This window comes from Streptomyces massasporeus, assembly GCF_014648995.1.
Classification (GTDB): Bacteria; Actinomycetota; Actinomycetes; order Streptomycetales; family Streptomycetaceae; genus Streptomyces; species Streptomyces massasporeus.
Genome location: NZ_BMSE01000005.1, coordinates 237,626 through 262,606, shown reverse-complemented (window position 1 = coordinate 262,606; position 24,981 = coordinate 237,626). Strand labels below are relative to the sequence as shown.

Here is a 24,981-nt window from a genome sequence, read left to right as displayed (position 1 = left end):
GTCGGCGGGGTCGGCGCGCCGGGGCGGGGCCGACTCGAACTCAAGCCATCGTGCGTACAGTTCGCGCACAGTCATCGCCCGATTCCGCTTCGTTGTCAGTGCCGTGGTGCAGACTCCCCGTCAGTTGGCAGTTCGCCTGGGGGAGGACACCGTGTTCAGGGGGATCGACGAGGTCGACTGGGCCTCGCTGCGCCATGCGTACGGCAGCGCGGAGGACGTGCCCGGACTACTGCGGGGACTGGCCTCCGCCGACCCGGCCGAGCGACAGACCGCGCTCGACGGGATGTACGGCGCGGTGCACCACCAGGGCGGGGTCTACGACTCGACACTCGCCTGTGTTCCGTTTCTCCTCGCGCTCGTCGGCCGTGAGGAGGTGCGGGACCGGGCGGAGGTGGTGGAGCTCCTCGTCAGCATCGGTGACATCGACGATGCCCCCGATGGTCCCGCGGCGAGCGCCCGGGACGCCCTGCGAGCGCGTGCCGACGTCTTCGAACGGCTCGCGGGGGACGCGGACCCCGGCGTGCGCCGGGCAGCCGCCGGGGCGCTGGTGCGGTTCCTCGGCCGGCCGGCGCGCGTGCTCGCCCTGGTGCGGGAGCGGATCACCGTGGAGCGGGACGACCGGGTGCTGCTCGCCCTGGCGGAGAGCCTCGGCCTGTTCGCGCGGCGGTACCGCCCGGCCGATGCCGCCCACACCGCCGAGGCGGTGCGCCTGCTGACCGAGCTGAGCGGGCCCCCTCACGGCCCCGGCCTGAGGCTCGCCGCACTCGGGCAGCTCGCGGGGTGTGCCGAGGACCGGCTCCCCGCCGATCTCGTACCGACCGTCGTCCGCCTGCTCAGGGACAGATCCGAGCAGCGAGGGCGGGCGGGGCACCCGTACGAGGGTTCCGGCCCGGACACGCTCGCCGGCCGGCTGCGGCGGCTGCGCCCCTCGGACGAGGAGGGGGCCCGGCTGCTGCGGACCCTGCACTCGGCGCTCGGCAGCCGGGTGCCCGACCGGGTCGCCCTGTTGTGCGGGCAGTTGACCAGCCCGGATCCCCTCGACCGGTGCAACGGTGTGTGGATGTCGGCCGGGCTGATCCGTGAGTGGCGTACCGGCCACGCGGAGCCGGTCGTCCTCATCGGCAACCAACTGGGCGCGAAGGAGGGCCGGTTGCACGACGCTGCGGTCGCCGTCCTGGTGGAGCTCCTCGCGCTGGCCGCGCCCGCCGCCGACCCCCTCCACGCGCTGGTGACGTACCGTCCCGAGCTCCGGATACGGCACGCGGAGCGGGGTGCGCCGGCCCTGGGCGGTCCGCTCAGGGCACTGGCCGGGGCCGGGGACGCGCGGGCCGTGCCGGTGCTGTCGGAGGTGCTGGCCGGCCCGGTCGTCCCGAACGATCTGGGTCTGGTGATACCTCACTTGGGCGGCGCGGCCGTTCCGCTCGCCCCGGCGCTGCGGCGACGGCTCGCCCGCGTGCCGCTCGACGCGTCCGATGTCCGCGAGCGGGCCGTTCCCCTGCTGTCGGCTCTCGCCGCGCTGGGCGACGTCGAGTCCATGCCCGCGGTGCTGCGTCTGCTGCGGGGCATGCCGGACGGTGCGCGGCAGCGCGACGCCGTCACCGCGGCGGCGGTCCGTGCCCTCGGCGTGCTCGGTGGCGCGGCGCGCGAGGCGATACCGGAGCTGCGCGGGCTGCTGGGCACCGACAACGCGGTCGCGGCGGCCGACGCGCTGTGGTCGGTCACGGGCGACGCCGACGCCGTGCTGCCCGTACTGCTGCGGGAGTTGTCGGACACCGGGAGCGGCCAGCGACCCCATGCCGCGGCCGTACTGGGGCGGTTGGGCGCGGCGGCGCGTCCGGCCCTGCCCGGGCTGCGCGAGATGGCCGCCTCCGGCGACGCGTGGGCGCGGGCCACGGCCGTGTGCGCAGTGTGGCGCACGGCCGGGGAACCGGAGGGGTTCCTCCCTGTCCTGCGCTCCGCATGGGTGGAACACCCGCGCACGCGCACAACGATCGCGGAGTGCGTCTCGGCGCTGGGGCCCGCGGGAGCACCCCTGCACGACGTGCTCCGGGCGGAGCTCGCCGCCCCCCGGCGGCATCGCAGCGACTCCGGCGGCCACCGCATAGGCGAGGACCTGGCGTTGCTGCGGATGTGCCGGGAGGCGCTGGCCGGGCAGGGGCACCCGTAGGCCTCACCCTGCCGTACGCCCCCACATCGGGCCGAATCGGGACCACTCCGCGTCCCACTGGTCGATGCGGCGGCGCTCCAGGCGGCGGCGGAGGCCTCGGCCGGCGCCCAGCGGGACGACCGCGGCGCACAGGCCCGACACGCCCCCGATCAGGGAGGCCCGTACGCGGGCCTGGGGCTCGGTGACGGGCCGGGTGACCTGGCGGCCTTCGGGGTCCGTCCACACGGTGACCGGGGCGCCGGCGGCGCTGCCCGCCGGGACCCGCAGCTGGCCGGAGTGCTCGGCGCCGTCCGCGGCGGTCCACCGGGCCGTGGCCCACACCTGCTCGGCCCGGGACACGTGGCCGTTCTCGGAGGCCGTCCCGGGAGCGCGCTCGGCGAGCCGCGCCACGAGCGGGCGCCATTCGGCCCGTTCCCGGGCCAGCCCGTCCTCCACGGAGCGGCTCACCGCCGTCCCGGCCAGCACCCCGACGAAGAGGGTGAGCAGCCACACGCCCAGGACGACCCAGGCCTCCACCCTGTCGGCGCGGCGCTTGAGCGGATTGCGCCGCCAGCGCCACAGCCACACCCTCGGACCACGTAACGCCATCGAAGGCCTCCTCCTCACGAGCCCACGACCATCCCGCCGCTCTCCCCATACGGACGGCGGCGCCTGGATGCTCAGTGCACCTACCCGACGTGACGGTCCCCACGGGCCGGTGCCCTGCGGGGGCGGTCTGCGGGAGGCTGCGCCCACAGCGTCGACACCCCCGCTGACCTGCGCCGGAACTCTTTCCGGAGGTGACTGTCAGTGGTCGGGTGCAGACTGGCCGGTGTTCGGGACGAAGGCGTCAAGGACGACGCCGCGGAGGTGATCGGCATGACCGAGGTACTGCTCGCCGTGGGCACGCGCAAAGGCCTGTTCATCGGGCGCCGGCGAGGTGGTGGCGCCTGGGAGTTCGACGAGAGCCCCTACTTCAACGCGCAGGCCGTGTACTCGGTCGCCATCGACACCCGGACCGGCACCCCGCGGCTGCTGGCGGGCGGCGACAGCGCGCACTGGGGCCCGTCGGTGTTCCACTCCGACGATCTCGGCCGGACCTGGACCGAACCCGCCCGCCCGGCGGTCAAGTTCCCCAAGGACACCGGGGCGTCCTTGGAGCGGGTGTGGCAGCTGCACCCGGCCGCCGCCGAGCCGGACGTGGTGTACGCGGGCACCGAACCGGCCGCGCTGTACCGCTCGGAGGACCGGGGGGAGACGTTCGAGCTGGTCCGGCCGCTGTGGGAGCACCCCACGCGGTCGAAGTGGGTGCCGGGCGGTGGCGGTGAGGGCCTGCACACCGTGCTCACCGACGCGCGCGACCCGAAGGCGGTGACGGTCGCCGTCTCGACCGCCGGCGTGTTCCGCACGCTGGACGGCGGCGCGAGCTGGGCGCCGTCCAACTCGGGTGTCTCGGCGGTGTTCCTGCCCGACCCGAACCCCGAGTTCGGCCAGTGCGTGCACAAGGTCACGCGGGACGGTGCCACCGCGGACCGGCTGTATCTGCAGAACCACTGGGGGGTGTACCGCAGCGACGACGCGGGCGCGCACTGGACGGACATCGGCGAGGGCCTGCCGTCCACGTTCGGCTTCGCGGTGGCGGCGCATCCGCACAGAGGCGACACGGCGTACGTGTTCCCGATCAACGCCGACGCCGACCGGGTCCCGGCCGACCACCGGTGCCGCGTCTACCGGACGGCGGATGCCGGCAAGAGCTGGGAGCCGCTCTCCGCGGGGCTGCCCCAGGAGGACCACTACGGCACGGTGCTGCGCGACGCGATGTGCACGGACGACGCCGACCCGGCGGGCGTGTACTTCGGCAACCGCAACGGCGAGGTGTTCGCGTCGGCGGACGACGGCGACAGCTGGCAGCAGCTCGCCTCGCATCTGCCGGACGTGCTGTGCGTGCGTGCCGCGGTCGTCGGCTGAGGCGCGGACGGGGCAGGGGGGTGAGGGTGCTTACAGGCGTTGGCCACTGGTTGATCGCCGGTGCCCGTACGGCAGTAGGGTGACGCCCGTGGCACCACGACCCTTGCATGAGATCGTCGAAGCGGGCTGGGCGAAGGCCCTGGAACCGGTGGCCGAACGCGTCGCCGCGATGGGGGACTTCCTCCGCGCGGAGATCGCCGCCGGACGCACCTACCTCCCGGCGGGGGCGAACGTCCTGCGGGCCTTCCAGCAGCCCTTCGACGACGTACGCGTCCTGATCGTCGGTCAGGACCCGTACCCGACTCCGGGGCACGCGGTGGGGCTGTCCTTCTCGGTCGCGCCCGAGGTGCGGCCGCTGCCGGGCAGCCTCATCAACATCTACCGCGAGCTGAACGCCGACCTGGGGCTCCCCCAGCCGTCCAACGGCGACCTGACGCCGTGGATGCAGCAGGGCGTACTGCTGCTCAACAGGGCCCTGACCACCGCCCCGCGCAAGCCCGCCGCGCACCGCGGCAAGGGCTGGGAAGAGGTCACAGAGCAGGCGATCCGGGCCCTGGCGGGGCGCGGCAAGCCGCTGGTGTCCATCCTGTGGGGCCGTGACGCCCGCAATCTGCGCCCGCTCCTCGGCGATCTGCCCTCCGTCGAATCCGCCCACCCCTCCCCCATGTCGGCCGACCGGGGCTTCTTCGGCTCCCGTCCGTTCAGCCGGGCCAACGACCTGCTGATCCGCCAGGGCGGCCAACCGGTGGACTGGCGCCTGCCGTGACCGGGGTGTCGGAGGGTTCCGGGTTCCTCGCCGTGGACTCCGGCGGCTCCGGGCTCCGGGCCGTGGTGGGGACCGCCGAGCGCGGTCCGCTCGCCCGGCGGGAATCCAGTGAGCCGGTCCGCACCGGAGAGCGGGGCATCGACCCCGAACACTTCATGGCGCGACTCGTCCCCTTGGTGCGCGCGTTGACCGCCGAGGCGGGGGCGGTGCCGCTGACCACCGTCGTCGTCGGCGCGACCGGGCTGGCCTCGCTGGGGGACGGGCTGCGCGCCGAACTGCCGGGCGCCCTGGCCCGGGAGTGGGGCGTGCGCAGGGTCGCGCTGGCCGCCGACGCCGTGACCGCGTATGTGGGCGCGCTCGGGCCACGCCCCGGTGCCGTGATCGCCGGCGGGACCGGACTGATCGCGATCGGCACCGACCTCACCGGCTGGCGGCGGGCTGACGGCTGGGGGCATCTGCTCGGCGACTGCGGAGGTGGCGCGTGGATCGGGCGGACCGGTCTCGAGGCCGCGCTGCGCGCCCACGACGGGCGTGAGGGCGGCTCTGCCGGGCTGCTGGCCTGCGCCGAGGAGGTGTTCGGGCCCGTGGCGGGGCTGCCCGGCGCGCTGTATCCCCGACCCGACCGGCCGGCCGTGCTCGCCTCCTTCGCGCCCCGCGTGGCCGCCTGCGCGGACGAGGACCCCGTCGCGGCGGGCATCCTGCGTGCGGCCGCCCGGCACATGGCCGACTCCGCGGCGGCCGTGTGCCCCTCCGGCGGCGCGTCGCGCATCGCCGTCACCGGCGGCCTGTTCAAGCTGGGCGAGCCGTTGCTCGGCCCTCTGGACGAGGAACTGAAGCGGCGGCTGCCACAGGTGCAACGGGTTCCGGCCGAAGGTGATCCCCTGCACGGCTCGGTGCGCATGGCGGCCGAACTGAGCGGCGGTTCGCTCATGCTGCCGAGTGACGGGACAATGCTGTCCGTGACCACCCGTTCGGGTGATTGATGCGTTCGCTTCCCATCCGTAAGTAACTCATCAGACAAAACAGGACGGATACCGCTCACCTGCACCCTCCCCGAACAGGGGAACCCGAGAAGCCAGTAACATGCGGCGCCATGAGTTCCCCCACTGGGCCCGCGGATGGCCTGCCTGTACGAATGCCGCGCCCCCGCCAGCCCGGACGGCACCGCCGTCCCGAGCCGCTGGTTGCTCCCGAGGGCGCGCCCGCGCTCGTCCTCGCCGTGCCGGGGACGCCCAGTAGCGCCACGCGCAGCCTCGCCGAGGAGGTCGTGAGCATCGCCCGCTCCGAGCTGCCCGGCCTCGACGCCCGCATCGGTTACCTCGACGGGGACAACGCGGAGTTCCCCTCGCTGCAGGCCGTGCTCGTGCACACCGCCGAGGAGCGCACGGCCCGTTTCGAGCAGGCCCGCGCCGCCGGCATGGACGTCAAGATGCCCGACGGTCCCGTCGCCGTCGTCGTGCCGCTGCTCGCCGGGCCGGACAGCGCGCTGCTGCGCCAGGTCCGCCAGGCCCTCATGGAGAGCCGTGTCGCCGCCGAGCTGACCGATGTCCTCGGTCCGCACCCGCTGCTCGCCGAGGCGCTGCACGTGCGGCTGTCCGAGGCCGGTCTGGCCCGTGCCGACCGCGCCCGGCTGTTCACCGTGGCGACCGCCGCGGACGGCATCGTCCTGGCGTCGGTGGGCGGTGACGAGGCCGTGCAGGCGGCGGGGATCACCGGCATGCTGCTCGCCGCGCGCCTCGCCGTGCCGGTGATGGCCGCGGCGCTGGACCAGGAGGGCTCCATCGCCTCCGTCGCCGAGCAGCTGCGCTCCTCGGGTTCGCAGCAGCTGGCGCTGGCGCCGTATCTGATCGGTCCGGAGATCGAGCCGGGTCTGATCGAGGAGGCCGCGAAGGAGGCGGGCTGCTCCGCCGCCGAGTCGCTCGGCCCCTACCCGGCGATCGGCAAGCTCGCCCTGGCCAAGTACACGACGGCGCTGGGCATCGCGCCGCAGCAGGCGCAGAGCACGCCGGCCCGCTGACGCGAGGCGCTGCGCACGACGCCGAGAAGGCCCGCTCCGGTTCGGAGCGGGCCTTCGCCGTCGGTGGAGGGGGCTCATGGGCTTCCGGGGTCCCGGGCCGGATGCGGGCGCGTTCGGTCCCGCGGCCCCCGGCCCTCAGCTCTCGACCCTCAGCCGAGGACCACGCACGAGGCCGCCGTCACCCGGATCGAGCCGCCTCGTCGCGGGACGCCCGTGAGCGGATCGACCGCGAACCACGTCACGTCGCCGGAGCGCTCGTTGGCGACGTACAGGGAGCCGCCGGAGGCGGTGAGGGCGCGCGGCCAGTGGCCGCCGCAGTGGACCGTGGTGACGAGCCGCAGCTCCTCGCCCTCGGCGCCCTCGACGGCGAGCACGGACAGGACGTCCTCGCCGCGGGTGGCGGTCCAGACGAAGCGGCCGTCGGGCGAGGTGACGATGCCCGAGGGGTAGGCGTCGCGCGCCGGTGCGCCCTTCAGCACCGGGGTCTCGGACAGCGGCGTCAGGACGCCCGACGCGGCGTCCCAGCGGCAGACCGTGACGGACGGGCTCAGTTCGTTGACGACGTACGCCCGCGAGCCGTCCGGGTGGAAGGCGAGGTGGCGCGGTCCCGAGCCGGGGCGCAGAGCGGTCTCCCGGTGCAGGGCCAGGGCGCCGTCCGTCAGCGTACACACCCGTACCGAGTCCGTGCCGAGGTCGACGCTGATGACCCAGCGGCCGCTCGGGTCGGGCTGCACGTGGTGGGCGTGCGGCGCCTGCTGGCGTGGGGTGTGCGGCCCCGCGCCGCTGTGCCGGAGCACGCTGGACGCGGAACGCGCGAGGGCGCCGTCGGGGCGGACGGGGACCGCGGTGACGCTGCCGGAGCCGTAGTTGGCGGTCAGGACGTGGTCGTCGAACAGGCCGAGGTGGGTCGGACCGCTGCCGCCGACCAGCACGGGCCGCCCGGCCGGCATGGGTTTGTCCCCGTCCACCCGGTACGCGGCCACCGCGCCGTCGGCCGTCTCACTGACCGCGTAGAGCGTCCGCCCGTCGGGCGCGAGGGTCAGGTAGGAGGGGTCCTGCACGGCGTTCACGCTGCTCAGCACGGTCAGCGCGCCGCTGCCGGGGTCGACCTCCGCGGTCACGATCCCGGGGCCGCCGGCCGCCGTGAACGACCCGATGTACGCCCGCCGCCCGCCGTCCGCCACCGCTGTCCCCTCTCACCCGCACCGCCCGGAATGACCGCGCAGCCGATCATGCAAGGTCTAGACCAAACGGTCAAGGGTGCTTCGCCCGCCTGGACCCGTGCCGGACGCGGTAGGTACTGGCGGGACGGTTGGCCCGGCCCTCCGGGGCAGGCTCGGGCCATGCCCGGAGCGGCCCGCCAGGGTGCACACCAGCCGGCGGCATGCACACCGGACGGGCCGGCCGGCCACGGGGCGCGCGGGAGTGCCCCACGACCTGACGCCCCAGCGTGCACAGCCCAGCGGTCGAGTCACCCGAAACCCGCCACGGGCCGCGCCGAAGTGCCCCGCCTGGCGCCCCCCAGCACGCGCACAGCCGAGCGGCCGAGTCACCCCAAGCCCGCCACGGGCCGCGCGGGAGTACCCCGCCAGGCGCCCAGCGCGTGCACAACCCAGTGGCCAAGTCACCCGAAACCCGCCACGGGCCGCGCGGAAGTGCCCCGCCTGACGCCCCCCAGCACGCGCACAGCCGAGCGGCCCAGTCACCCCCAGCCCGCCACGGGGCGCGCGGGAGTACCCCGCCAGGCGCCCAGCGCGTGCACAGCCCAGTGGCCGAGTCACCCGAAGCCCGCTGCGGGCCAGGCGGGAGTGCGCCGTCAGGCGCCCCGCCAACCCGCGCAGAGTGCCGGTCGGCTCGGGTCAGAGGTGCTCCACGTCCCCTCCCCGGCCCGACCGTCACACGGCGGGCCGGCGGGCTCCGTCGGCCGGTCCGGGTTCGCCACCGTCTGCGCCCGGGCCTCGCCGAGCGCTTCCGTCAGGCGCCCACCAGAGGCGAGCCCGACGGTGCGCGCAGGGGGCGGGCCAGTTCGGAGAGGGCTCGTTCCAGGCCGTGCAGGTGGGCCAGGGCCGGTTCCGCGTGGGGCGGGCCGTCCGCGTGGACCGCGATGTCCCTGCCCTCGGTCAGGGCCTCGACGGCGGCCTCCACCCGTCCGCAGGCCACGGCCAGACGCGCGTCGTGGGAGGCCTCCGGGTCGGCGGCGACCGCGACCAGGCCGCGGACCTCCCGGGCGCAGTCGTCGAGGAGGGCGAGCACGTGCCGGGCCCGGCGCTTGCGGCCGAGCATCGGGTTCAGCGGGTGCACGAGCGGGGCGACCGAGAGCCGTACCCGGGCGAGGAGCTGCTCCAGCTCCGCCACCCGCGGGGCCGGGTCGGCGTCCGCCGCACCCGCCAGGCGCCGGGCGGTCTCGACGGCGCAGGCGTGCACACAGCCCAGGGCCCGCCGGATCCAGGCGTCGGTGATGCTGTGGGTGGTGACGGGCAGGACGAGGATCACGGCCAGGGCGGCACCGAGCGCCCCGACGCCGGTCTCGGCGAGCCGCAGGGCGAGCAGCCCGGGGCCGAGCACGCCGAGGAGGCCGTAGAGCAGGCCGGCGAGGAGGGTGACCCAGAGCATCATCCAGGTGTAGGACACGGCGGCCGTGTAGAAGATGCCGAAGACGCAGACGGCGGCGAGGGCGGCCGTGACGACCGGGTCGCCGTCCACGGGCACCGCCACGAGCAGGCCGAGGGCGATGCCGATGACCGTGCCGAGCAGCCGCCGGAAGCCGCGGACCAGGGTCTCGCCGCGCGAGGTGGTGTTGACGAAGATCCACCAGGTGGCGCCGACGGCCCAGTACCAGCGCTGCCCGGACACCAGCTGACCCACGACGAGCGCGAAGCCGGCCCCGGCGGTGGCCTGGATCGCCTGCCGGGTGGTGACCCGGGCCAGGCCGGTGCCGCCCGGCGGTACGGGCACGGCGGGCGGCGGCAGGCGGCGTTCGTAGCACCACAGGCCGAAGCGCACCGCGGCGGCGGCGAGGACCGACAGCAGGACCGCGACATACAGCTGGGGCAGCTGGTCGGTGGTGGCGTGCAGGAACTGCGCAACGAAGAAGGTCATGAACGCGAACACGCCGAGGCTGTGCCCGCGCGGTCCCCAGCGGCGCGCGTACACGCCCGCGCCGACCACGGCGAGGAAGGTGAGGTCGCGGGCCACCGGGTGGTCGTGCAGCTCGGCCGCGGCGGTGAGCACGGGCAGGCCGACGGCGGGCAGCAGCGCGGTCGTGACCGCCTGGCCGCGGACCGTGGCGTCGGTGACGGTGAACAGGGCGAGCAGGGCGGCGAGACCGCCGGTGACGGCACCCGCGAGGGAGTGCCCGGCCAGGCCGCACAGAGCGACCGCGAGCGTGATGCCGAGCACGGCCCGCGCGCCGAACCGCAACCTCGTCCGCCCCGGATCCGGAGCCATGAACACCCTCTTCAGCACCGCTTACCGCCCCTCTCGCAACACCGGCCATGAGCACGCGTGACCGCACGCATGAAAAAGGCGCCGCGGGGTCCGCAGCGCCATCGACGCCTCCATATCAGCATCCCGGGGGCCACTGGCTCAACCGGCTCCTTCTAGACTGTGCCATTGGCGCAGCCAGAGGGGTCGGGGGACGGCCGCGGCAGAGCCAACGGACGAGGAGGACGCGTCATGCCCGTGGACGAGCTCGACACCCGCATCCTGCGGTTGCTGCTGGAGCAGCCGCGCACGAGCGTGCGCGAGTACGCCCGGATCCTCGGCGTCGCCCGGGGCACACTCCAGGCCCGGCTCGACCGGTTGGAGCGCGACGGCGTGATCACCGGCACGGCCCCGGCCCTCTCCCCCGCCGCGCTCGGGCATCCGGTCCTGGCGTTCGTGCACATCGAGGTCACCCAGGGGCATCTCGACGAGGTGGGTGACGCGCTGGCGGCGGTGCCGGAGATCGTGGAGGCGTTCTCGATCACGGGGGGCGGGGATCTGCTGGCCCGGGTGGTGGCGCGGGACAACGCACATCTGGAGGACGTCGTCCAGATGCTGATCAGCATGCCCGGGGTGGTGCGCACCCGTACCGAGGTCGCCCTGCGCGAGCGCGTCCCCCACCGGATGCTGCCGCTGGTGGAGTCGATCGGGCGGTCGGCCCGCGGATGATCTTTGAGAGCATGGCCCCATGAGCACGCTCCATGGAATATCGGTCATCTTCGATCTCGACGGAACACTCGTGGACAGCGAGCCGAACTATTACGAGGCGGGCCGGCGGACGCTGGCCGACCACGGCGTCCCGGACTTCACCTGGGCGGACCACGAGCGGTACGTCGGCATCAGCACGCAGGAGACGGTCGCGGACTGGAAGGACCGCTACGACCTGCCCGCCTCGGTGGACGAACTGGTCGCCGCCAAGAACCGCCGCTACCTGGAGCTGGCCCGCGGCGCCACGCGCGCCTACCCGGAGATGCGCACCTTCGTCGAGCTGCTGGCGGCCGAGGGCGCGCCCATGGCCGTGGCGTCGGGTTCCTCCCCCGAGGCCATCGCCGCGGTGCTGACCGGAACCGGACTGGACGCACACCTGCACACCGTGGTCTCCGCCGACGAGGTCGCGCACGGCAAGCCGGCACCGGACGTCTTCCTGGAGGCGGCCCGCAGGCTCGGCGCGGCACCGTCCGACTGCGTCGTGCTGGAGGACGCCGCCCCGGGTGCCGCCGCCGCGCACGCGGCCGGCATGCGGTGCATCGCGATCCCGTACGTCCCGGCACAGGCGGACGCACCGGAGTTCGCCACGGCGGGGCTGCTTCTGCCGGGCGGTCAGGGGGAGTTCACGGCACGGTCCGCGTACGACTGGCTGGCGAACTCGGCCGGCCTTTCCTGAACTCGCCGCTCCCGACCCGTTGACGCTCCCGCGTCCCCTCCCTAGGGTCTGGTCGATCATCCGCACAGCGTTCGAGATATCGACCACTCGATGACCCGTGAGCACCGTGGACCCGTGGAGGAGCACATATGGCACGGCCCCTCTCCAGACGATCCCTTCTCCAGGCGGCGACCGCCGTCGCGGCCGTACCCGCGCTGTCGCAGGCGGCGACGGGGCGGGCCGCGGCGGCTCCGGCCGGCGCCGCTGCCGCCGACGTCCCATCCGCCTGGGCCGTCCGGCCCTTCGGGCTGGAGGACGTGAGCCTCGGGCAGGGTGTCTTCGCCGACAAGCGGAAGCTGATGCTGGATCACGCCCGCGGCTACGACGTGCACCGGCTGCTCCAGGTGTTCCGCGCCAACGCCGGTCTCTCCACGGGCGGGGCGGTCGCGCCGGGCGGCTGGGAGGGGCTGGACGGCGAGGCCAACGGCAATCTGCGGGGCCACTACACCGGCCACTTCCTGACCATGCTGGCGCAGGCGTACCGGAGTACGAAGGAGCAGGTGTTCACCGACCGGATCGCCACCATGGTCGGGGCGCTGACCGAGGTGCGCGCGGCGCTGCGGCGGGATCCGGGGGTGCTGAGCGTCGCGGGGAAGTTCGGGAGCGCGGCAGACCAGGTCCGGGGCTCCTACCAGTACGTGGACCTCCCGGCCGCCGTGCTCGGAGGGGCCTCGGCGGTCACGCTCTCCGCCTGGGTCCGGCCGACGCACGAGGCCGCCTGGGCACGGATCCTCGACTTCGGCAACGGCACGGACCGCTATCTGTACCTGGCCGCCCGCAATCAGGCCGGGGTGCCGCGCTTCGCCGTCACCACGTCGGGCGCCGGCGGCGAGCAGGGCCTCGACGGCACGGCCGCGCTGCCGCTGAACCAGTGGAGCCATCTGGCGGTCACGATCGCGAGCGGCACCGGCATCCTCTACGTCAACGGCACCGCCGTGGCGCGCAACACCGCCATGAGCCTCACCCCGGCGGCCCTCGGCACGCTCAAGAACAACTGGCTGGGCCGCTCGAACTACTCCGGTGACCCGGTCTTCGCGGGCGCCTTCGAGGAGTTCAACGTCTTCTCGCGAGCGCTGACCGCTACCGAGATCACGGAGTTGCAGAGCCACCGGGCCGCCGACGCCTCGACGGGCCGGGGCGATCTGGCGTCGTACGCCTTCGACGAGACGGCCGGCGGGACCTTCGCGGACGGCTCCGGCCGGGGCCTGACCGCCACCCTGCGCCGCACCTGGGGCGGGCCCAGCCACCCCGGGTTCCTCGCGGCGTACCCGGAGACGCAGTTCATCGACCTGGAGTCGAGGACCACCTCCGACTACACCAAGGTGTGGGCGCCGTACTACACCGCGCACAAGATCCTCAGGGGTCTGCTCGACGCGTACAGCGCCACGGACGACGACCGGGCACTCGACCTCGCGTCCGGCATGTGCGACTGGATGCACTCCCGGCTGTCCAAGCTGCCGGAGGCCACGCTCCAGCGCATGTGGGGGATCTTCTCCAGCGGCGAGTTCGGCGGCATCGTCGAGGCGGTCTGTGATCTGCACACGATCACCGGCAAGGCCGAACACCTCGCGCTGGCCAGGCTGTTCGACCTGGACCGGCTGATCGACGCCTGTGCCGCGAACACCGACATCCTCGACGGGCTGCACGCCAACCAGCACATCCCGATCTTCACCGGCTATGCGCGGCTGTACGACGAGACCGGCGAGCAGCGCTACCTCACCTCGGCGAAGAACTTCTGGGACATGGTCGTCCCGCACCGCATGTACGGCATCGGCGGCACCAGCACCGGGGAGTTCTGGAAGGCGCGGGACGTGATCGCGGGCACCCTGAGCGCGACCACCGCCGAGACGTGCTGCGCGTACAACATGCTCAAGCTGAGCCGGACCCTGTTCTTCCACGAGCAGGACCCGAAGTACATGGACTACTACGAGCGGGCCCTGTACAACCAGGTACTCGGCTCCAAGCAGGACAAGCCGGATGCGGAGAAGCCGCTCGTCACGTACTTCATCGGGCTGACGCCCGGTCATGTCCGCGACTACACGCCCAAGCAGGGAACGACCTGCTGCGAGGGCACGGGCATGGAGAGCGCCACGAAGTACCAGGACTCGGTGTACTTCGCGAAGGCCGACGGCGGCGCGCTGTACGTCAACCTGTACAGCGCGTCCACGCTGACCTGGGCGGAGAAGGGCATCACGGTCACGCAGACGACCCGCTTCCCGCAGGAGCAGGGCAGCACGCTGACCCTCGGGGGCAGGAGCGCCTCCTTCACGCTGCGGCTGCGGGTGCCGGCCTGGGCGACCGCCGGGTTCCGGGTGACCGTCAACGGGCGTGCGGTGTCGGGGAGTCCCAAGCCCGGGAGCTACTTCGACGTGTCCCGGGCCTGGCGGGCCGGTGACACCGTCCGCATCGCCATGCCGTTCCGGACGCGGGTGGAGAAGGCGCTGGACGACGCGTCCCTGCAGACCCTGTTCCACGGGCCGGTCAACCTGGTCGCCCGCAGCGCGGCCACCGAGTACCTGAAGGTGGGGCTGCACCGCGACGCCGGGCTTTCCGGCGATCTGTCGCACTCCCTCTCACCGGTGCCGGGCAAGCCGCTGCACTTCACGCTGGACGGGACCGAGTGGGCGCCCTTCGCCGAGGGGACGGAGGATCCGGCGCACGCCTACTTCCGGCGCGCGGAACCGAAGGTCGTGTTCGGAGGCCGGGACTCGGGCGTCGCCAACCCGGCCAAGTCCGGCGGTGCCACGCTGCTGGACGAGATCTGGGCCGGGGCGCCGTTCCGGGACAAGGGGGCGCTGGTGGCGCGGGTGCGGTCCACGGTGGACGCGTGGGTGTCGGCCGGGCTGCTGAGCAGAGCGGACGCGGACAAGGTCGCGGCGACGGCGGAAGCGGTTTCGTACCGGCCCTGAGCGCCTGCCCGGGCCGGGGCGTGTGCGGTGTCCCGGCGGGGCACCGCACACGGCCGAACTTTTTTGCGGCAGGGGTGATTGTTTCGCCCCTGGCATCCGTACCTCTTGGTGTTGGGCCGGTTGACATCCCAGGAGGCACGATGCGCATCTCGCGCAGCACGGCAGGAACCGCGTTCGTGGGCGGTGCGTTGATCCTTACACTGACCGCGCTCGCCTACCCGAGCATGCTGGGCGTGCAGAACGCGGCTTCCGGCCAGGACCGCATCATCGCCAACACCCAGTGGGGTCCGCTGACCGAGGCGGACCGCGACTTCGTGGTGCGGGTGCGCGCGGCCGGACTGTGGGAGTACCCGCTGGGGCAGCTGATCAAGGAGCGGAGCACGTCGCCGGAGATGCAGGAGGTCTCCAAGCATCTGCTCGTGGGCCACGGCCGGCTCGACGCGGGCTGCCGCAAGGTCTCCACGGACCTGGGCATCACCCTGCCGAACGAGGCGTCGCCGCAGCAGCAGCAGTTCGTGGCGACGGCGGAAGGCAGCGCCGGCAAGGAGTTCGACTCCACGGCCGTGACCATCATGCGCGTCGCGCACGGGGGCATCTTCCCGACGATCGCCAAAATCCGGGCGACCACCCGGAACAGCCTCGTGCGGGAGCTCGCCGACACGACGAACGACACCGTTCTCGACCACATCACGATCCTGGAGAAGACCGGCCTGATCAACCAGGAGCAGGTCAGCTTCCAGATCACCGCCCCGCCCAAGCTGCCCCAGGAGCAGACGACACCGCCGCCGCCGCAGCAGGGTGCGCCGGTACGCGTGCTGCCGGTCCCGGAAGACCTCAAGGATTTCCAGACGGTGGCCCCCAATCCGTCCTACGGGGCGCCGTCTCCGTCGGCCGGCTGAGCCGGGTACGGGGTTTCGGGGGCCGCGGTCTCGCCGCGGCTCCCCGTCCTACGAACGGCGGCGGGGCTTGCCGCGCCGGTCGTTCTTGGGGGCGCCGCGCCCGCTCTTCCCGGTGCGCTTCGCCCCGGCGGACCTCCCGGCCACCGACTTTCCGCGCGACGGCGTCCGTCGGGCGCCGCCCCGGTCCGCGTCCGTGGACCCGCCCGGCGCCGGAGGCTGCTGACGGCCCCGGGTGCTGTTGACCGTGCGGCCGCGGACGATGCCGATGAAGTCCTCGATCCGGTCCGTCTTCGCGTCCTCGGGCCAGGCCAGGGCCACGCTCGATTCGGGGGCGTCCTTCAGGGGCCGGTGGGTGAGGTCCTTGCGGTGGTGGAGGCGGGCGAGCGACAGCGGGACGACGAGGACGCCGATGCCCGCCGCGACCAGTTCGACGGCGTCGGCGGTGGTGGCCGGCCGTTCGAGCGCCGGCCGCCCGGGGAGGCTCTCCCAGTCGAGGACGTCGTCGAGGGGGTGCAGCACGATGTCGTCGGCCAGGTCTTCCGGCGCGACCTCGTCGACGGCGGTGACCAGGTGGTCCTTGGGCACGACGACGACCGTCTGCTCGGTGTAGAGGGGGATCGCGCTGAAGACCTCGCGGTCCACGGGCGTACGGACGAGGCCCGCGTCGGCGTCCCCGCCCAGCAGCCGCTCGGCCGCCGCTCCGGGGGGCACCTGCGTGAGGGTCAGGGGGACGTCGGGCTGCCGCTCGTTCCAGATGCGCACCCATTTGTCGGGCATCACGCCGGGGACGTAGGCGAGCCGGAACGAGGGGGTTGCATCCGAGCCTGTCACCTGGCCAGGTTACCGGCCGTGGTCGGAGGTCGTGCACACGCTCGATACGCTGGTCCGCATGACGTCGCACCAGAGCACCCAGACGATGAAGCCCGCGACCGCGGCGAAGAAGCTGGGTGTGTACCTCGAGGCCACACCCGCCGAGTTCCGGGAGGGTGTCGTCTCGCGAGCCGAGCTGAACGAGCTCCAGGCGAACCCGCCGCAGTGGCTGCAGGACCTGCGGCTCAACGGCCCGCACCCCCGGCCCGTGGTCGCCGCGAAGCTCGGCGTCTCCATCGCGGGCCTCGCCCGCGCGGGTGTCACCGAGCCCCTCACCACCGAGCAGATCGAGGCACTGAAGCAGGAAGGGCCCGAGTGGCTGGTGCGGGAGCGCGCCACCCAGGCGGAGGTCCGCAAGGAATCGGCCCGGATCAAGAAGAAGAACGCCGAACGTCAGGCCTGACCCGGGCACCCGCACTTTTCGGACGGCCCCCACCGGATGATCCGGTGGGGGCCGTCGCTGTCTCCTGGGTGCCTCTGGCCGCCGCGTGGCCTCGGTGAAATCTTTCGGCCATGTCTTGACATGGCGAGGAAGCGATCCGTAGCTTGGCCGATCATTTAGATTCGTGAAGGGCGTTCACGAATATGAACGGAGAACCACCCATGCGGGATCGTCGACGCTGCATCGACATGCGGCTCCGCCGCGTGCGCCGCCTGATCGCCACTCTCGCCGTCTCGGGGCTCCTGTTCGGAACGGCCGCCTGCGGCTCGGGTTCCGGCAGCGCCCGGGCCGGCGACCCGAACACCCTGGAGGTGTGGACCCGGAGCGATCCGGAGTCCGCCAAGACCTACGACCGTGTGTTCGCCGCCTTCACCGAGAAGACCGGCATCAAGGTCGATTTCCAGCCGGTCATGAACTTCGACCAGCAGCTGCAGAGCCGCGCGTCCGTCAAGGACCTGCCGGACGTCATGATCAACGACACGGCCCTGATGGGCAGCTACCAGGCCCAGGGCCTGCTCAAGCCGATCACCCCCGCCTCGATATCCGGACATGACGAGATCACCGCCAAGTCCTGGTCGTCCACGGTCGGCCTCGACGGCAGGCATTACGGCATCCCGTACTCCCGGCAGGCCATGACGCTGTTCGTCCGCAAGGACTGGCGCGAGAAACTCGGCCTGCCGCAGCCGAAGACCTGGCAGGACACCCTCGCCCTCGCCCAGGCCTTCGCCACCCGCGACCCCGACGGGGACGGCAGGAAGAACACGTACGGCATGGTCGTCCCGGGCAGCGCCCAGAACGGCTACGTCGCCTGGTGGGGCGCCAGCTATCTGTGGCAGGGCGGCGTGCAGATCCTCCGGAAGGAGGGGCCGGGCTACCGGCCCGCCATGGACTCGGCGGCGGCCCTGCGCACCGTCACCTGGATGAAGAAGCACCTCTTCTGCGGCGACAACGGTGTCATCCAGCCCAGCGCCCTGACCTCGGTCACCGCGAACACCACCAACTTCCAGGACGGCAACGCCGGGATGTACCTCACCGGCCCGTACAACATCTCCACCTTCGACAAGGCGCTCGGCAAGGACAAGTACGAGGTGCTGCCGGCCCCCTCGGGCCCGGCCGGCAACAACGACGTACTGGCCGACGGCGAGAACATCTACTTCGGGGCGAAGACCGGCAAGACGAAGCAGGAGCAGACGCTCGCCGCGTTCCTCGTCTCCCCCGAGGGCCAGGAACTCGCCATGACCGGCGACCACCAGCCCGTCGTGCGCATCCCGGTCAACTCCACCCTCGACGCGGCGAAGGTGCGCCACGACCCCCGCTGGAGCGTGGTGCAGAAGGCATATGAGACCGCCTCCGTGCAGTTCCCCAACGCGCCGAACTTCGCCCCGATCAAACAGGACACCGCCGACGCGCTCAACGCGATCTTCACCTACTGCGGCAGCGACGTCCGCTCCGGCCTGAAGGAGCTCAACGACACCCTCGCCGGTGACCTCAAGGACCAGGAGCTGCTGAAATGACCGCGACCGCGACGACGCCCGGGCCGCGCAGAGCCCGGGTCATCGGCAAGAAGGCCGTACTGCCCTGGCTGTTCCTCGCCCCGGGTCTGCTGCTGGCCCTCGTCTTCAAGTTCCTGCCCATGGGCAAGGGCGTCTGGCTCAGCTTCTTCGACGTGCGGCCCTTCCTCGGCGACAAGTGGGTCGGCCTCGACAACTACACGCGGGTCCTCACCGACCACCGCTTCCAGGACGCCATCGGCCACACCCTGCTCCTCGGCGTCGGGATGTCCCTCGGCGGGATCGTCGTCGGCTCCGCGCTGGCGCTGCTGCTGGAGGGCCAGGCCCGGTCGCTGAAGATCGTCCGTACCGCCGTGTTCCTGCCCGTCGTCACCGCCACCGCGGTGGTCGGCGAGATGTGGCGGCTGATGTACTACCCGACCTCCGACGGCCTGATCAACAGCGGTCTGGGGCTCCTGGGACTCGGGCCCGTGCCCTACCTGGACAATCCCGACACCGCGCTGTGGGCGACGATGGCCATGGGCATCTGGATGCTCGCCCCGTACAACATGGTGATCATCCTCGCCGGGCTGGCGGGCGTGGACCGGTCGCTGTACGAGGCCGCCGCGATGGACGGCGTCTCGCTCTGGCAGCGACTGCGGCACATCACCCTGCCGGCCATCCGGCCCGCCCTCGGCATCGTTCTCACCCTCGCCGCCATCCGCGGACTGCGCGTCTTCACCGAGGTCTACGTGCTCACCGGCGGCGGCCCGGCCGGCTCCACCGACGTGTGGATGACCCGCGCCTACACCCTCGGCTTCACCCGTAACGACATCGGCGGTGCCTCGGCCGCCTCCGTGGTTCTGCTCTGCGTGACGCTGCTGCTCACCGTCACGGTCAACTACCTCCGCAAGAGGGGAGACGTGAGATGAGCGCCCCCGCCATCGACCCCGTCCGGACCCCGGTGACCGCCTCTCCCCCGCGGACGTCCGCCGGGAAGCAGCGCACCACCCCCGCCCGATTCGACACCGCCCTCGGCTGGAGCGACCGGCCGGGCCCCGCCTGGGCGTTGCGCATCCTGCTCTGCCTGCTCGCCCTGGGCGTCTTCGCGGCACCGTTCCTGACGATCTTCTCCGGCTCCTTCAGCGAGAAGGCCAGCGGTTCGACCCTGTCGTTCCTCCCCCACCACCCGACCCTGCTGAACGTCCAGGTGGCGGGCGAGCGGGGCATCTGGGACTACTTCGGCAACTCCCTGGTCATCGCGGGCGGTGGACTGCTGTTGCAGCTCGCCGTGTGCACGCTGGCCGCGTACGCGCTGGCCCGGCACAAGTTCCGCGGCCAGGCGCTGATCCTGACCCTGTTCATGCTGACGATGATGCTCCCGGAGGAGGTCATCGCCATCCCGCTGTCCCTGGTCCTCGGTCATGTGCCGGTGGTCGGCGTCGACCTCAAGGGCACCGTCTGGGGCGTGATCCTGCCGCTCGGTGCCTGGGGCTTCTCCGTGATGCTGCTGACGGAGTTCATGAAGGACATCCCCACCGAGATCGAGGAGGCGGCCCGCATCGACGGCGTCGGCGAGCTGCGCATGCTGTGGCAGGTCGTCCTGCCGCTGTGCAAGCCCGCGCTCGGTGTCGCCGGGGTGCTCGGTTTCATCATGATCTGGGACCAGTACCTGCTGCCCCTGATCGCCGCCAAGGACCCCACCGACTACACGGTCACTGTCGCCCTGTCCATCCTGCGCACCGACCCCGAGGTCGGCTCCGGGGTGGTGCTGGCCGGTGCGGTCATCGCCCTGGTCCCCAGCCTGATCGTCTATCTGCTCCTCCAGCGCTCGCTGGTCACCGGCATCGCCGCCGGGGCCACCAAGGGCTGACAACCCCCCACGTATGAGGGAGACATGAAGTTCCACGGAGTGCTGTTCTTCCCGGTCACGCCGTTCGCGGCGGACGGTTCACTGGACGAGGAACGGCTGGCCCAGCACATCGAGTCGGGTGTCGCCGCGGGCGCGGGAGGTGTGTTCGTCGCCTGCGGCACCGGCGAGTTCCACGCGCTGTCGGCCGAGGAGATCGAGCGGGCCACCCGGGTCGCCGTCGAGACCACGGCCGGACGCGTGCCGGTCCTGGCGGCCGCCGGCGGCCCCAGCCCGGTCGCCCGTGACCAGGCCGCCCGCGTCGAACGCGCGGGTGCCGACGGCATCCTGCTGCTGCCGCCCTACCTCGTCAGCGCCCCGCAGCAGGGCCTCGTGCGCTACGTCGAGGAGGTCATCGCGGCCACGGACCTGCCCGTCGTCTTCTACCAGCGCGGCGCCGCCCGGCTCACCGCGGAGACGGCCGCCGAGATCGCCGCCCTGCCCGGGGTCGTCGGCCTGAAGGACGGCATCGGGGACATCGAGCGGATGCACCGCGTCGTCCGCGCGGTGCGTGCCGTGCCGGGTACGGAGGACTTCCAGTTCTTCAACGGGCTGCCCACCGCCGAGATGACCGCGCCCGCCTACAAGGGCGTCGGCGTGGAGCTGTACTCCTCGGCGGTGTTCGCCTTCGCCCCGGAGATCGCCCTGGCCTTCCACCGGGCGCTCGCGGAGGACGACGACGCCCTGGTCTCCCGGCTCCTCGACGAGTTCTACGGCCCGCTCGTCGCCCTGCGCGACGAGGTCCCCGGGTACGCCGTGTCGCTCGTCAAGGCGGGAGTGACCCTGCGCGGCCTGGACGTCGGCGGCGTACGGGCACCGCTGCTCGATCCGACGCCGGAGCATGTCGCCCGGCTCTCGAGACTCCTCGACCACGGACTGGAGGTGGTCGGCGCATGAGTTCCACGCGTATCCGTGAGCTGATCGTCACCCCGATCGCGTTCGGCGACCCGCCGCTGCTCAACTCCAATGGCGTGCACGAGCCGCTCGCCCTGCGGGTGATCCTCCAACTCGTGCTGGAGGACGGCACGGTGGGGCTCGGGGAGTCCACGGGCGGCACGGTCCGCCTGGATCGGCTGCACGCCGCCGCGAAGGTCGTCGTCGGCCTGGACGTGTTCGACAGCACCGCCGTCACCGCCGCGATCGACGCGGCCCTGCTGCCCACCGTGCCCAGCTCCCACGAGCGCGGCTGGACCACCTCGGCGGTCGAGGTGGCCTGCTTGGACGCGCAGGGCAAGCTGCTCGGCCGACCGGTCAGCGACCTGCTGGGCGGCAAGGTCAGGGACGCGGTGCCGTTCGCCGCGTACCTCTTCTACAAGTGGGCCGAGCACCCCGCGCTCGACGGCCGTGCGGCCATCGGCGACGACTGGGGCGAGGCCCTCGACCCGGCCGGGATCGTCGAGCAGGCCCGGCTGATGCAGGAGCGGTACGGCTTCCGGTCGTTCAAGCTCAAGGGCGGTGTCTTCCCGCCCGACGAGGAGATCGCCGCGATGCGGGCGCTGGCGGAGGCCTTCCCCGGGCAGCCCTTGCGGCTGGACCCGAACGTGGCCTGGACGGTGGAGACGTCGACGTACGTCGCCCGTGAACTCGACGGTGTCCTGGAGTACTTGGAGGACCCCACCAAGAGCATCGAGGGCATGGCGAAGGTGGCGGAGGACTCCCCCATGCCGCTCGCGACGAACATGTGCGTGATCGCCTGGGAGCACCTGAAGCCTGCTGTCGAGCAGAATGCCGTCCAGGTGCTCCTCACCGACCACCACTACTGGGGCGGACTGCGCCGCACCCGTGAACTGGCCGCCGTGTGCGAGGCGTTCGGGCTCGCCCTGTCGATGCACTCCAACTCGCACCTGGGCATCAGTCTCGCCGCGATGACCCATGTCGCCGCGGCCATCCCCAACCTCGACCACTCCTGCGACACGCACTACCCGTGGAACTCCGCGGACGACGTGATCGTCCCCGGCGTGCTGGAGCTGCGCGACGGCGAGGTCAGGGTGCCCACCGGCCCGGGGCTGGGTGTCGAGCTCGACCACGACCAACTGGAGCGCCTGCACCGGAGGTACGTCGACTCCGGGATGCGCGGCCGGGACGACACCGGCTACATGCGGCGGTTCCAGCCGGAGTACGAGCTGAAGCTCCCCCGCTGGTGAAGCGGTGCGCTCCGCCCCTGGCGGGCGGGGCGCACGCGCTCACCCCCTACGACTTGGGCACCTTCAGCCGGTCCCAGGTGACCTTGCCGGGGATGCCGTCGGCGTCCTTGCCGGAGAAGCCCTGCTTCTGCTGCCACAGCGCGTAGGACCGGCGATCGGCCTCGCTCCAGTCGGGGCTGGGCCCCTCCTCGTAGCGGCTGCACCCCTCGGCGACCAGGCGGCGGCCCATCGCCGTGATGATCGGGGAGCGCTGCCCGACGTGGAAGAACCCGGAGCCCGGGAACGGCTCGTGGGACGGCTTGGGGGACGGCTTCGGGTCGGGCGCCGGCTCGGTGCCGCCCCCGGCACCCTTGAGCCGGTCGCGTATGCGCTTGCGCATCCCGTCCATGGTGAAACCGCGCGGGTCGACCTTGCCCGGCTGCCACTCCTTGTGTCCGATGACGGAGCGCTCGGACCAGCCGTGGTGTCGGCAGATCGCGGCGGACACCCGCTCTATGGCCTCCTTCTGCGCCTCGGGCCACGGGTCCCTGCCGTTGCCGAGGTTGATGCACTCGAAGCCGTAGAAGTGCCGGTTGCCGTCGGTGTCGGCCTCGTTGTCGGCGGGCAGCTTCGATTCGTTGATCACGGCGCGCAGGACGTCGCTGTCGCCGAGGCCGGCGTGATTGGCCCGGCCGTTGCCGACCAGATGGACATGCCCCTTCTTGTCGATGACGCCGTGGCACAGCGGGCCGGGGAGGTTGGCGTGGCCGTCGTAGCAGAGGTCCACGGAGGAGGTCGTGCCGGAGGTGACCGTGTGGTGGATCATCACTCCGTTCACCGGGCCCCAGGGGCCCTTGCTGTTGCGGTTGTGGGTGCGCCAGCTGCGGACCTCGTGGACGGTCACGCCCTCGGCCCTCAGGATCTCCACCAGCTTGGACGCGCTCAGGGGCTTGGCCATCAGTTGTCTCCTTCCACGGCGGCTTCCGCCTCCGCTGTGGTCTGCGACCGCCCCTGGGAGGGGTCGGCCTCGGCGGCCTGCTCCTCGCGGCGGGCCTGTTCCTCCGCGGCGAGCGTCGCCTCGTCGGCGGCCGGCATGCTGCTCGCCAGCGGTCCGAAGGCCAGGCGCAGGTCGACCGCGCTGCCCTCGCCCTTGATCAGGGCCAGCGGGGCGAAGTGCCGGGCGATGCCGGCGGGTGCCTGGAGCAGCGGACGGCGGGCCTGGTCGGTCGGCCATTCGACGCTGCCGGTGGCCGTGCGGGCCGGGACGATCCAGTGGTCGCCGGTGCGGTAGGCGCCGCCCCGGGCGAAGTGGACCTCGACGCCGTCCTCCAGGGGCAGCCACTCCCCCTCGGTGACGGGGATGGCCCCGCCCTTCAGCGCCGTGCTGCGGCCCTTGCGCCTCGGGCCGCCCGTGTGGTCCCAGCGGCGCAGGTACGGGTTGAGGTGCGCGAGCCGTCCGACACCCGGGGCGGGTTCGGCGGACAGGCGGACCCGGCGGCCGGGCAGGTCGAGTTCCTCGACGCGCAGCAGCGGCAGGGGCTCCAGTCGGGAGGCGTATGCGGTGTCCACGAACTCCACGTGGTCGCCGACGTCCAGGTCCAGCTTGTCGTCATGGCCGAGGGACGCCAACTGCACCCAGGTACCGTCGAGTTCGTCGACGGAGAAGACGACGGAGCCGTTCTCCCGGGACCACTTGAACGTGGCGTCCTTCGCCTCTCCGCCCTCGTGGACCTCCACCCGGTACAGCTGGTTCTCCGTGCCGCGGTAGCGGGCGTCCGGCCTGACCAGGCACGGGTCGTCGTCCGCGTGGTCGGGGCGCTCGCTGCGGGCGGCGAGCCGGGCCGAAGGGGCCGCCCGGCGCTGCGCCCAGCGGGTGAAGGCGCCCCGCACCGTCTCCTTGGACGGGTCGGTCTCCTCGATCTCCAGCGCGGTGAGGGACAGCGCCAGCACCTGCCAGACGACCTTCACACGGGCGGCGGTGTCGGGCAGGGCCGCGCCGAGGGCGACCTCGCGCAGTGCCGGGTCCTCGGCGGCACTCACCGAGCGCTCCCACACCTGGAGGTAGGCCACGAACGGCGTCCGGGCGGGCGAGGGCAGCCGGTCGCCGGGTTTCTCCGGGTCGCGGAAGCCGTCGGGCTGGTCCCAGTAGGTCCAGTGCGCGGGCTCTTCCGGCGTGGACTCCTCGCTCTCCTCGTCGGTGACGGGCACTGCGGCCGCAGGCCGGTCGGCGTCGCACAGGATGCCGTCGACGTAGTACCGGCCGCCGTGGATCAGGAGGGTGTCGATCTCGTGCTTGCCGCCCACGTACTCGATGCGGAAACCGGCGGCGTCGCGCGGTCCGCCGTGCGGTCCGATCAGGTCGGCGGCGAGGCTGCGGGCCTGGTGGAGCTGGATCGCGGTCTGCTCGTTGAGGTCGGCGTCGAGCTGGACGCGGCCCTGCTGGGCGACGACCGCGGAGTAGTGCCGCTCCGGGCGGAAGGTGGAGCGGGAGAGGTCTGCGTGCATGAAGGGTGTCCCCCTGGTTCAGAAGTGCGGG

Annotated in this window: 21 protein-coding genes; 15 read left to right on the top strand and 6 right to left on the bottom strand. The window is 72.7% G+C overall.

Going from position 1 to position 24,981, the window contains the following annotated elements:
* Positions 1 to 151: 151 nt before the first annotated feature.
* A complete protein-coding gene (locus tag IE153_RS14900; RefSeq protein WP_189590185.1) occupies positions 152 to 2,167 on the top strand; it encodes a HEAT repeat domain-containing protein in 2,016 nt (671 codons plus the stop codon).
* 3 nt (positions 2,168 to 2,170) lie between these two features.
* Here the strand turns inward: IE153_RS14900 and IE153_RS14895 are convergent, their stop codons facing one another.
* On the bottom strand, positions 2,171 to 2,755 hold the full coding sequence (locus IE153_RS14895; protein ID WP_189590184.1) for an Rv1733c family protein: 585 nt from the start codon (positions 2,753 to 2,755) through the stop codon (positions 2,171 to 2,173).
* A gap of 201 nt (positions 2,756 to 2,956) precedes the next feature.
* Between IE153_RS14895 and IE153_RS14890 the strand changes: the two genes are divergently transcribed.
* The 4 genes from IE153_RS14890 to IE153_RS14875 all read left to right on the top strand — a co-directional run bounded on the left by IE153_RS14890 (position 2,957) and on the right by IE153_RS14875 (position 6,897).
* Complete coding sequence (locus IE153_RS14890; protein ID WP_189590183.1) at positions 2,957 to 4,114, top strand: WD40/YVTN/BNR-like repeat-containing protein; 1,158 nt, start codon at positions 2,957 to 2,959, stop codon at positions 4,112 to 4,114.
* A gap of 88 nt (positions 4,115 to 4,202) precedes the next feature.
* Positions 4,203 to 4,880, top strand: coding sequence for a uracil-DNA glycosylase (locus IE153_RS14885; protein ID WP_189590182.1), 678 nt, complete (start codon positions 4,203 to 4,205; stop codon positions 4,878 to 4,880).
* On the top strand, positions 4,877 to 5,863 hold the full coding sequence (locus IE153_RS14880) for an N-acetylglucosamine kinase (RefSeq protein WP_189590181.1): 987 nt from the start codon (positions 4,877 to 4,879) through the stop codon (positions 5,861 to 5,863). The genes IE153_RS14885 and IE153_RS14880 overlap by 4 nt, the downstream gene beginning before the upstream one ends.
* Before the next feature lie 110 nt (positions 5,864 to 5,973).
* Positions 5,974 to 6,897 (top strand): sirohydrochlorin chelatase, encoded by a 924-nt coding sequence (locus tag IE153_RS14875; protein WP_189590180.1) that lies wholly within the window; start codon positions 5,974 to 5,976, stop codon positions 6,895 to 6,897.
* Positions 6,898 to 7,046: 149 nt separating this feature from the next.
* On the opposite strand, the gene IE153_RS14870 is transcribed toward IE153_RS14875, so the two are convergent.
* Entirely contained in the window at positions 7,047 to 8,081 is a 1,035-nt protein-coding gene (locus IE153_RS14870) for a lactonase family protein (RefSeq protein WP_189590179.1), read from the bottom strand.
* A 790-nt stretch (positions 8,082 to 8,871) separates the two neighbouring features.
* A complete protein-coding gene (locus tag IE153_RS14865) occupies positions 8,872 to 10,362 on the bottom strand; it encodes an FUSC family protein (protein ID WP_189590178.1) in 1,491 nt (496 codons plus the stop codon).
* A 210-nt stretch (positions 10,363 to 10,572) separates the two neighbouring features.
* Here IE153_RS14865 and IE153_RS14860 point away from each other — a divergent pair, with 210 nt between their 5' ends.
* From IE153_RS14860 to IE153_RS14845, 4 genes are all read left to right on the top strand, one after another.
* Complete coding sequence (locus tag IE153_RS14860) at positions 10,573 to 11,049, top strand: Lrp/AsnC family transcriptional regulator (protein ID WP_189590177.1); 477 nt, start codon at positions 10,573 to 10,575, stop codon at positions 11,047 to 11,049.
* A gap of 19 nt (positions 11,050 to 11,068) precedes the next feature.
* Entirely contained in the window at positions 11,069 to 11,764 is a 696-nt protein-coding gene (locus IE153_RS14855) for an HAD family hydrolase (RefSeq protein ID WP_189590176.1), read from the top strand.
* Positions 11,765 to 11,892: 128 nt separating this feature from the next.
* On the top strand, positions 11,893 to 14,712 hold the full coding sequence (locus IE153_RS14850; RefSeq protein ID WP_189590175.1) for a beta-L-arabinofuranosidase domain-containing protein: 2,820 nt from the start codon (positions 11,893 to 11,895) through the stop codon (positions 14,710 to 14,712).
* 140 nt (positions 14,713 to 14,852) lie between these two features.
* Positions 14,853 to 15,611 carry a DUF4142 domain-containing protein gene (locus IE153_RS14845; protein WP_189590174.1) on the top strand — a complete coding sequence of 253 codons (759 nt, stop codon included), beginning with the start codon at positions 14,853 to 14,855 and terminating at the stop codon, positions 15,609 to 15,611.
* A gap of 48 nt (positions 15,612 to 15,659) precedes the next feature.
* Here the strand turns inward: IE153_RS14845 and IE153_RS14840 are convergent, their stop codons facing one another.
* The gene (locus tag IE153_RS14840; protein ID WP_189590173.1) at positions 15,660 to 16,442 is read right to left on the bottom strand and encodes a LysR family transcriptional regulator substrate-binding protein; all 783 of its coding nucleotides are present in this window, start codon (positions 16,440 to 16,442) and stop codon (positions 15,660 to 15,662) included.
* A 58-nt stretch (positions 16,443 to 16,500) separates the two neighbouring features.
* On the opposite strand from IE153_RS14840, the gene IE153_RS14835 reads away from it, so the two are divergent.
* The 6 genes from IE153_RS14835 (at position 16,501) to IE153_RS14810 (ending at position 22,466) form a co-directional block, all read left to right on the top strand.
* Positions 16,501 to 16,884: a DUF5997 family protein gene (locus IE153_RS14835; RefSeq protein ID WP_031103267.1), complete on the top strand. Its 384-nt coding sequence runs from the start codon at positions 16,501 to 16,503 to the stop codon at positions 16,882 to 16,884.
* A gap of 200 nt (positions 16,885 to 17,084) precedes the next feature.
* Complete coding sequence (locus tag IE153_RS14830; RefSeq protein WP_229829005.1) at positions 17,085 to 18,437, top strand: sugar ABC transporter substrate-binding protein; 1,353 nt, start codon at positions 17,085 to 17,087, stop codon at positions 18,435 to 18,437.
* Positions 18,434 to 19,345: a carbohydrate ABC transporter permease gene (locus IE153_RS14825; RefSeq protein WP_189590172.1), complete on the top strand. Its 912-nt coding sequence runs from the start codon at positions 18,434 to 18,436 to the stop codon at positions 19,343 to 19,345. Before IE153_RS14830 ends, IE153_RS14825 begins: the two co-directional genes overlap by 4 nt.
* Positions 19,342 to 20,286 carry a carbohydrate ABC transporter permease gene (locus IE153_RS14820; RefSeq protein ID WP_189590171.1) on the top strand — a complete coding sequence of 315 codons (945 nt, stop codon included), beginning with the start codon at positions 19,342 to 19,344 and terminating at the stop codon, positions 20,284 to 20,286. The genes IE153_RS14825 and IE153_RS14820 overlap by 4 nt, the downstream gene beginning before the upstream one ends.
* A gap of 24 nt (positions 20,287 to 20,310) precedes the next feature.
* The gene (locus IE153_RS14815; protein WP_189590170.1) at positions 20,311 to 21,219 is read left to right on the top strand and encodes a 5-dehydro-4-deoxyglucarate dehydratase; all 909 of its coding nucleotides are present in this window, start codon (positions 20,311 to 20,313) and stop codon (positions 21,217 to 21,219) included.
* Complete coding sequence (locus IE153_RS14810) at positions 21,216 to 22,466, top strand: glucarate dehydratase family protein (protein ID WP_189590169.1); 1,251 nt, start codon at positions 21,216 to 21,218, stop codon at positions 22,464 to 22,466. The genes IE153_RS14815 and IE153_RS14810 overlap by 4 nt, the downstream gene beginning before the upstream one ends.
* 46 nt (positions 22,467 to 22,512) lie before the next feature.
* Here the strand turns inward: IE153_RS14810 and IE153_RS14805 are convergent, their stop codons facing one another.
* Together IE153_RS14805 and IE153_RS14800 are read right to left on the bottom strand one after the other, a co-directional pair.
* Positions 22,513 to 23,403: a peptidoglycan-binding protein gene (locus IE153_RS14805; RefSeq protein WP_189590168.1), complete on the bottom strand. Its 891-nt coding sequence runs from the start codon at positions 23,401 to 23,403 to the stop codon at positions 22,513 to 22,515.
* Positions 23,403 to 24,950, bottom strand: a complete 1,548-nt coding sequence (locus IE153_RS14800) for a DUF6519 domain-containing protein (protein WP_189590167.1) — start codon at positions 24,948 to 24,950, stop codon at positions 23,403 to 23,405. Before IE153_RS14800 ends, IE153_RS14805 begins: the two co-directional genes overlap by 1 nt.
* Positions 24,951 to 24,981: the final 31 nt, after the last annotated feature.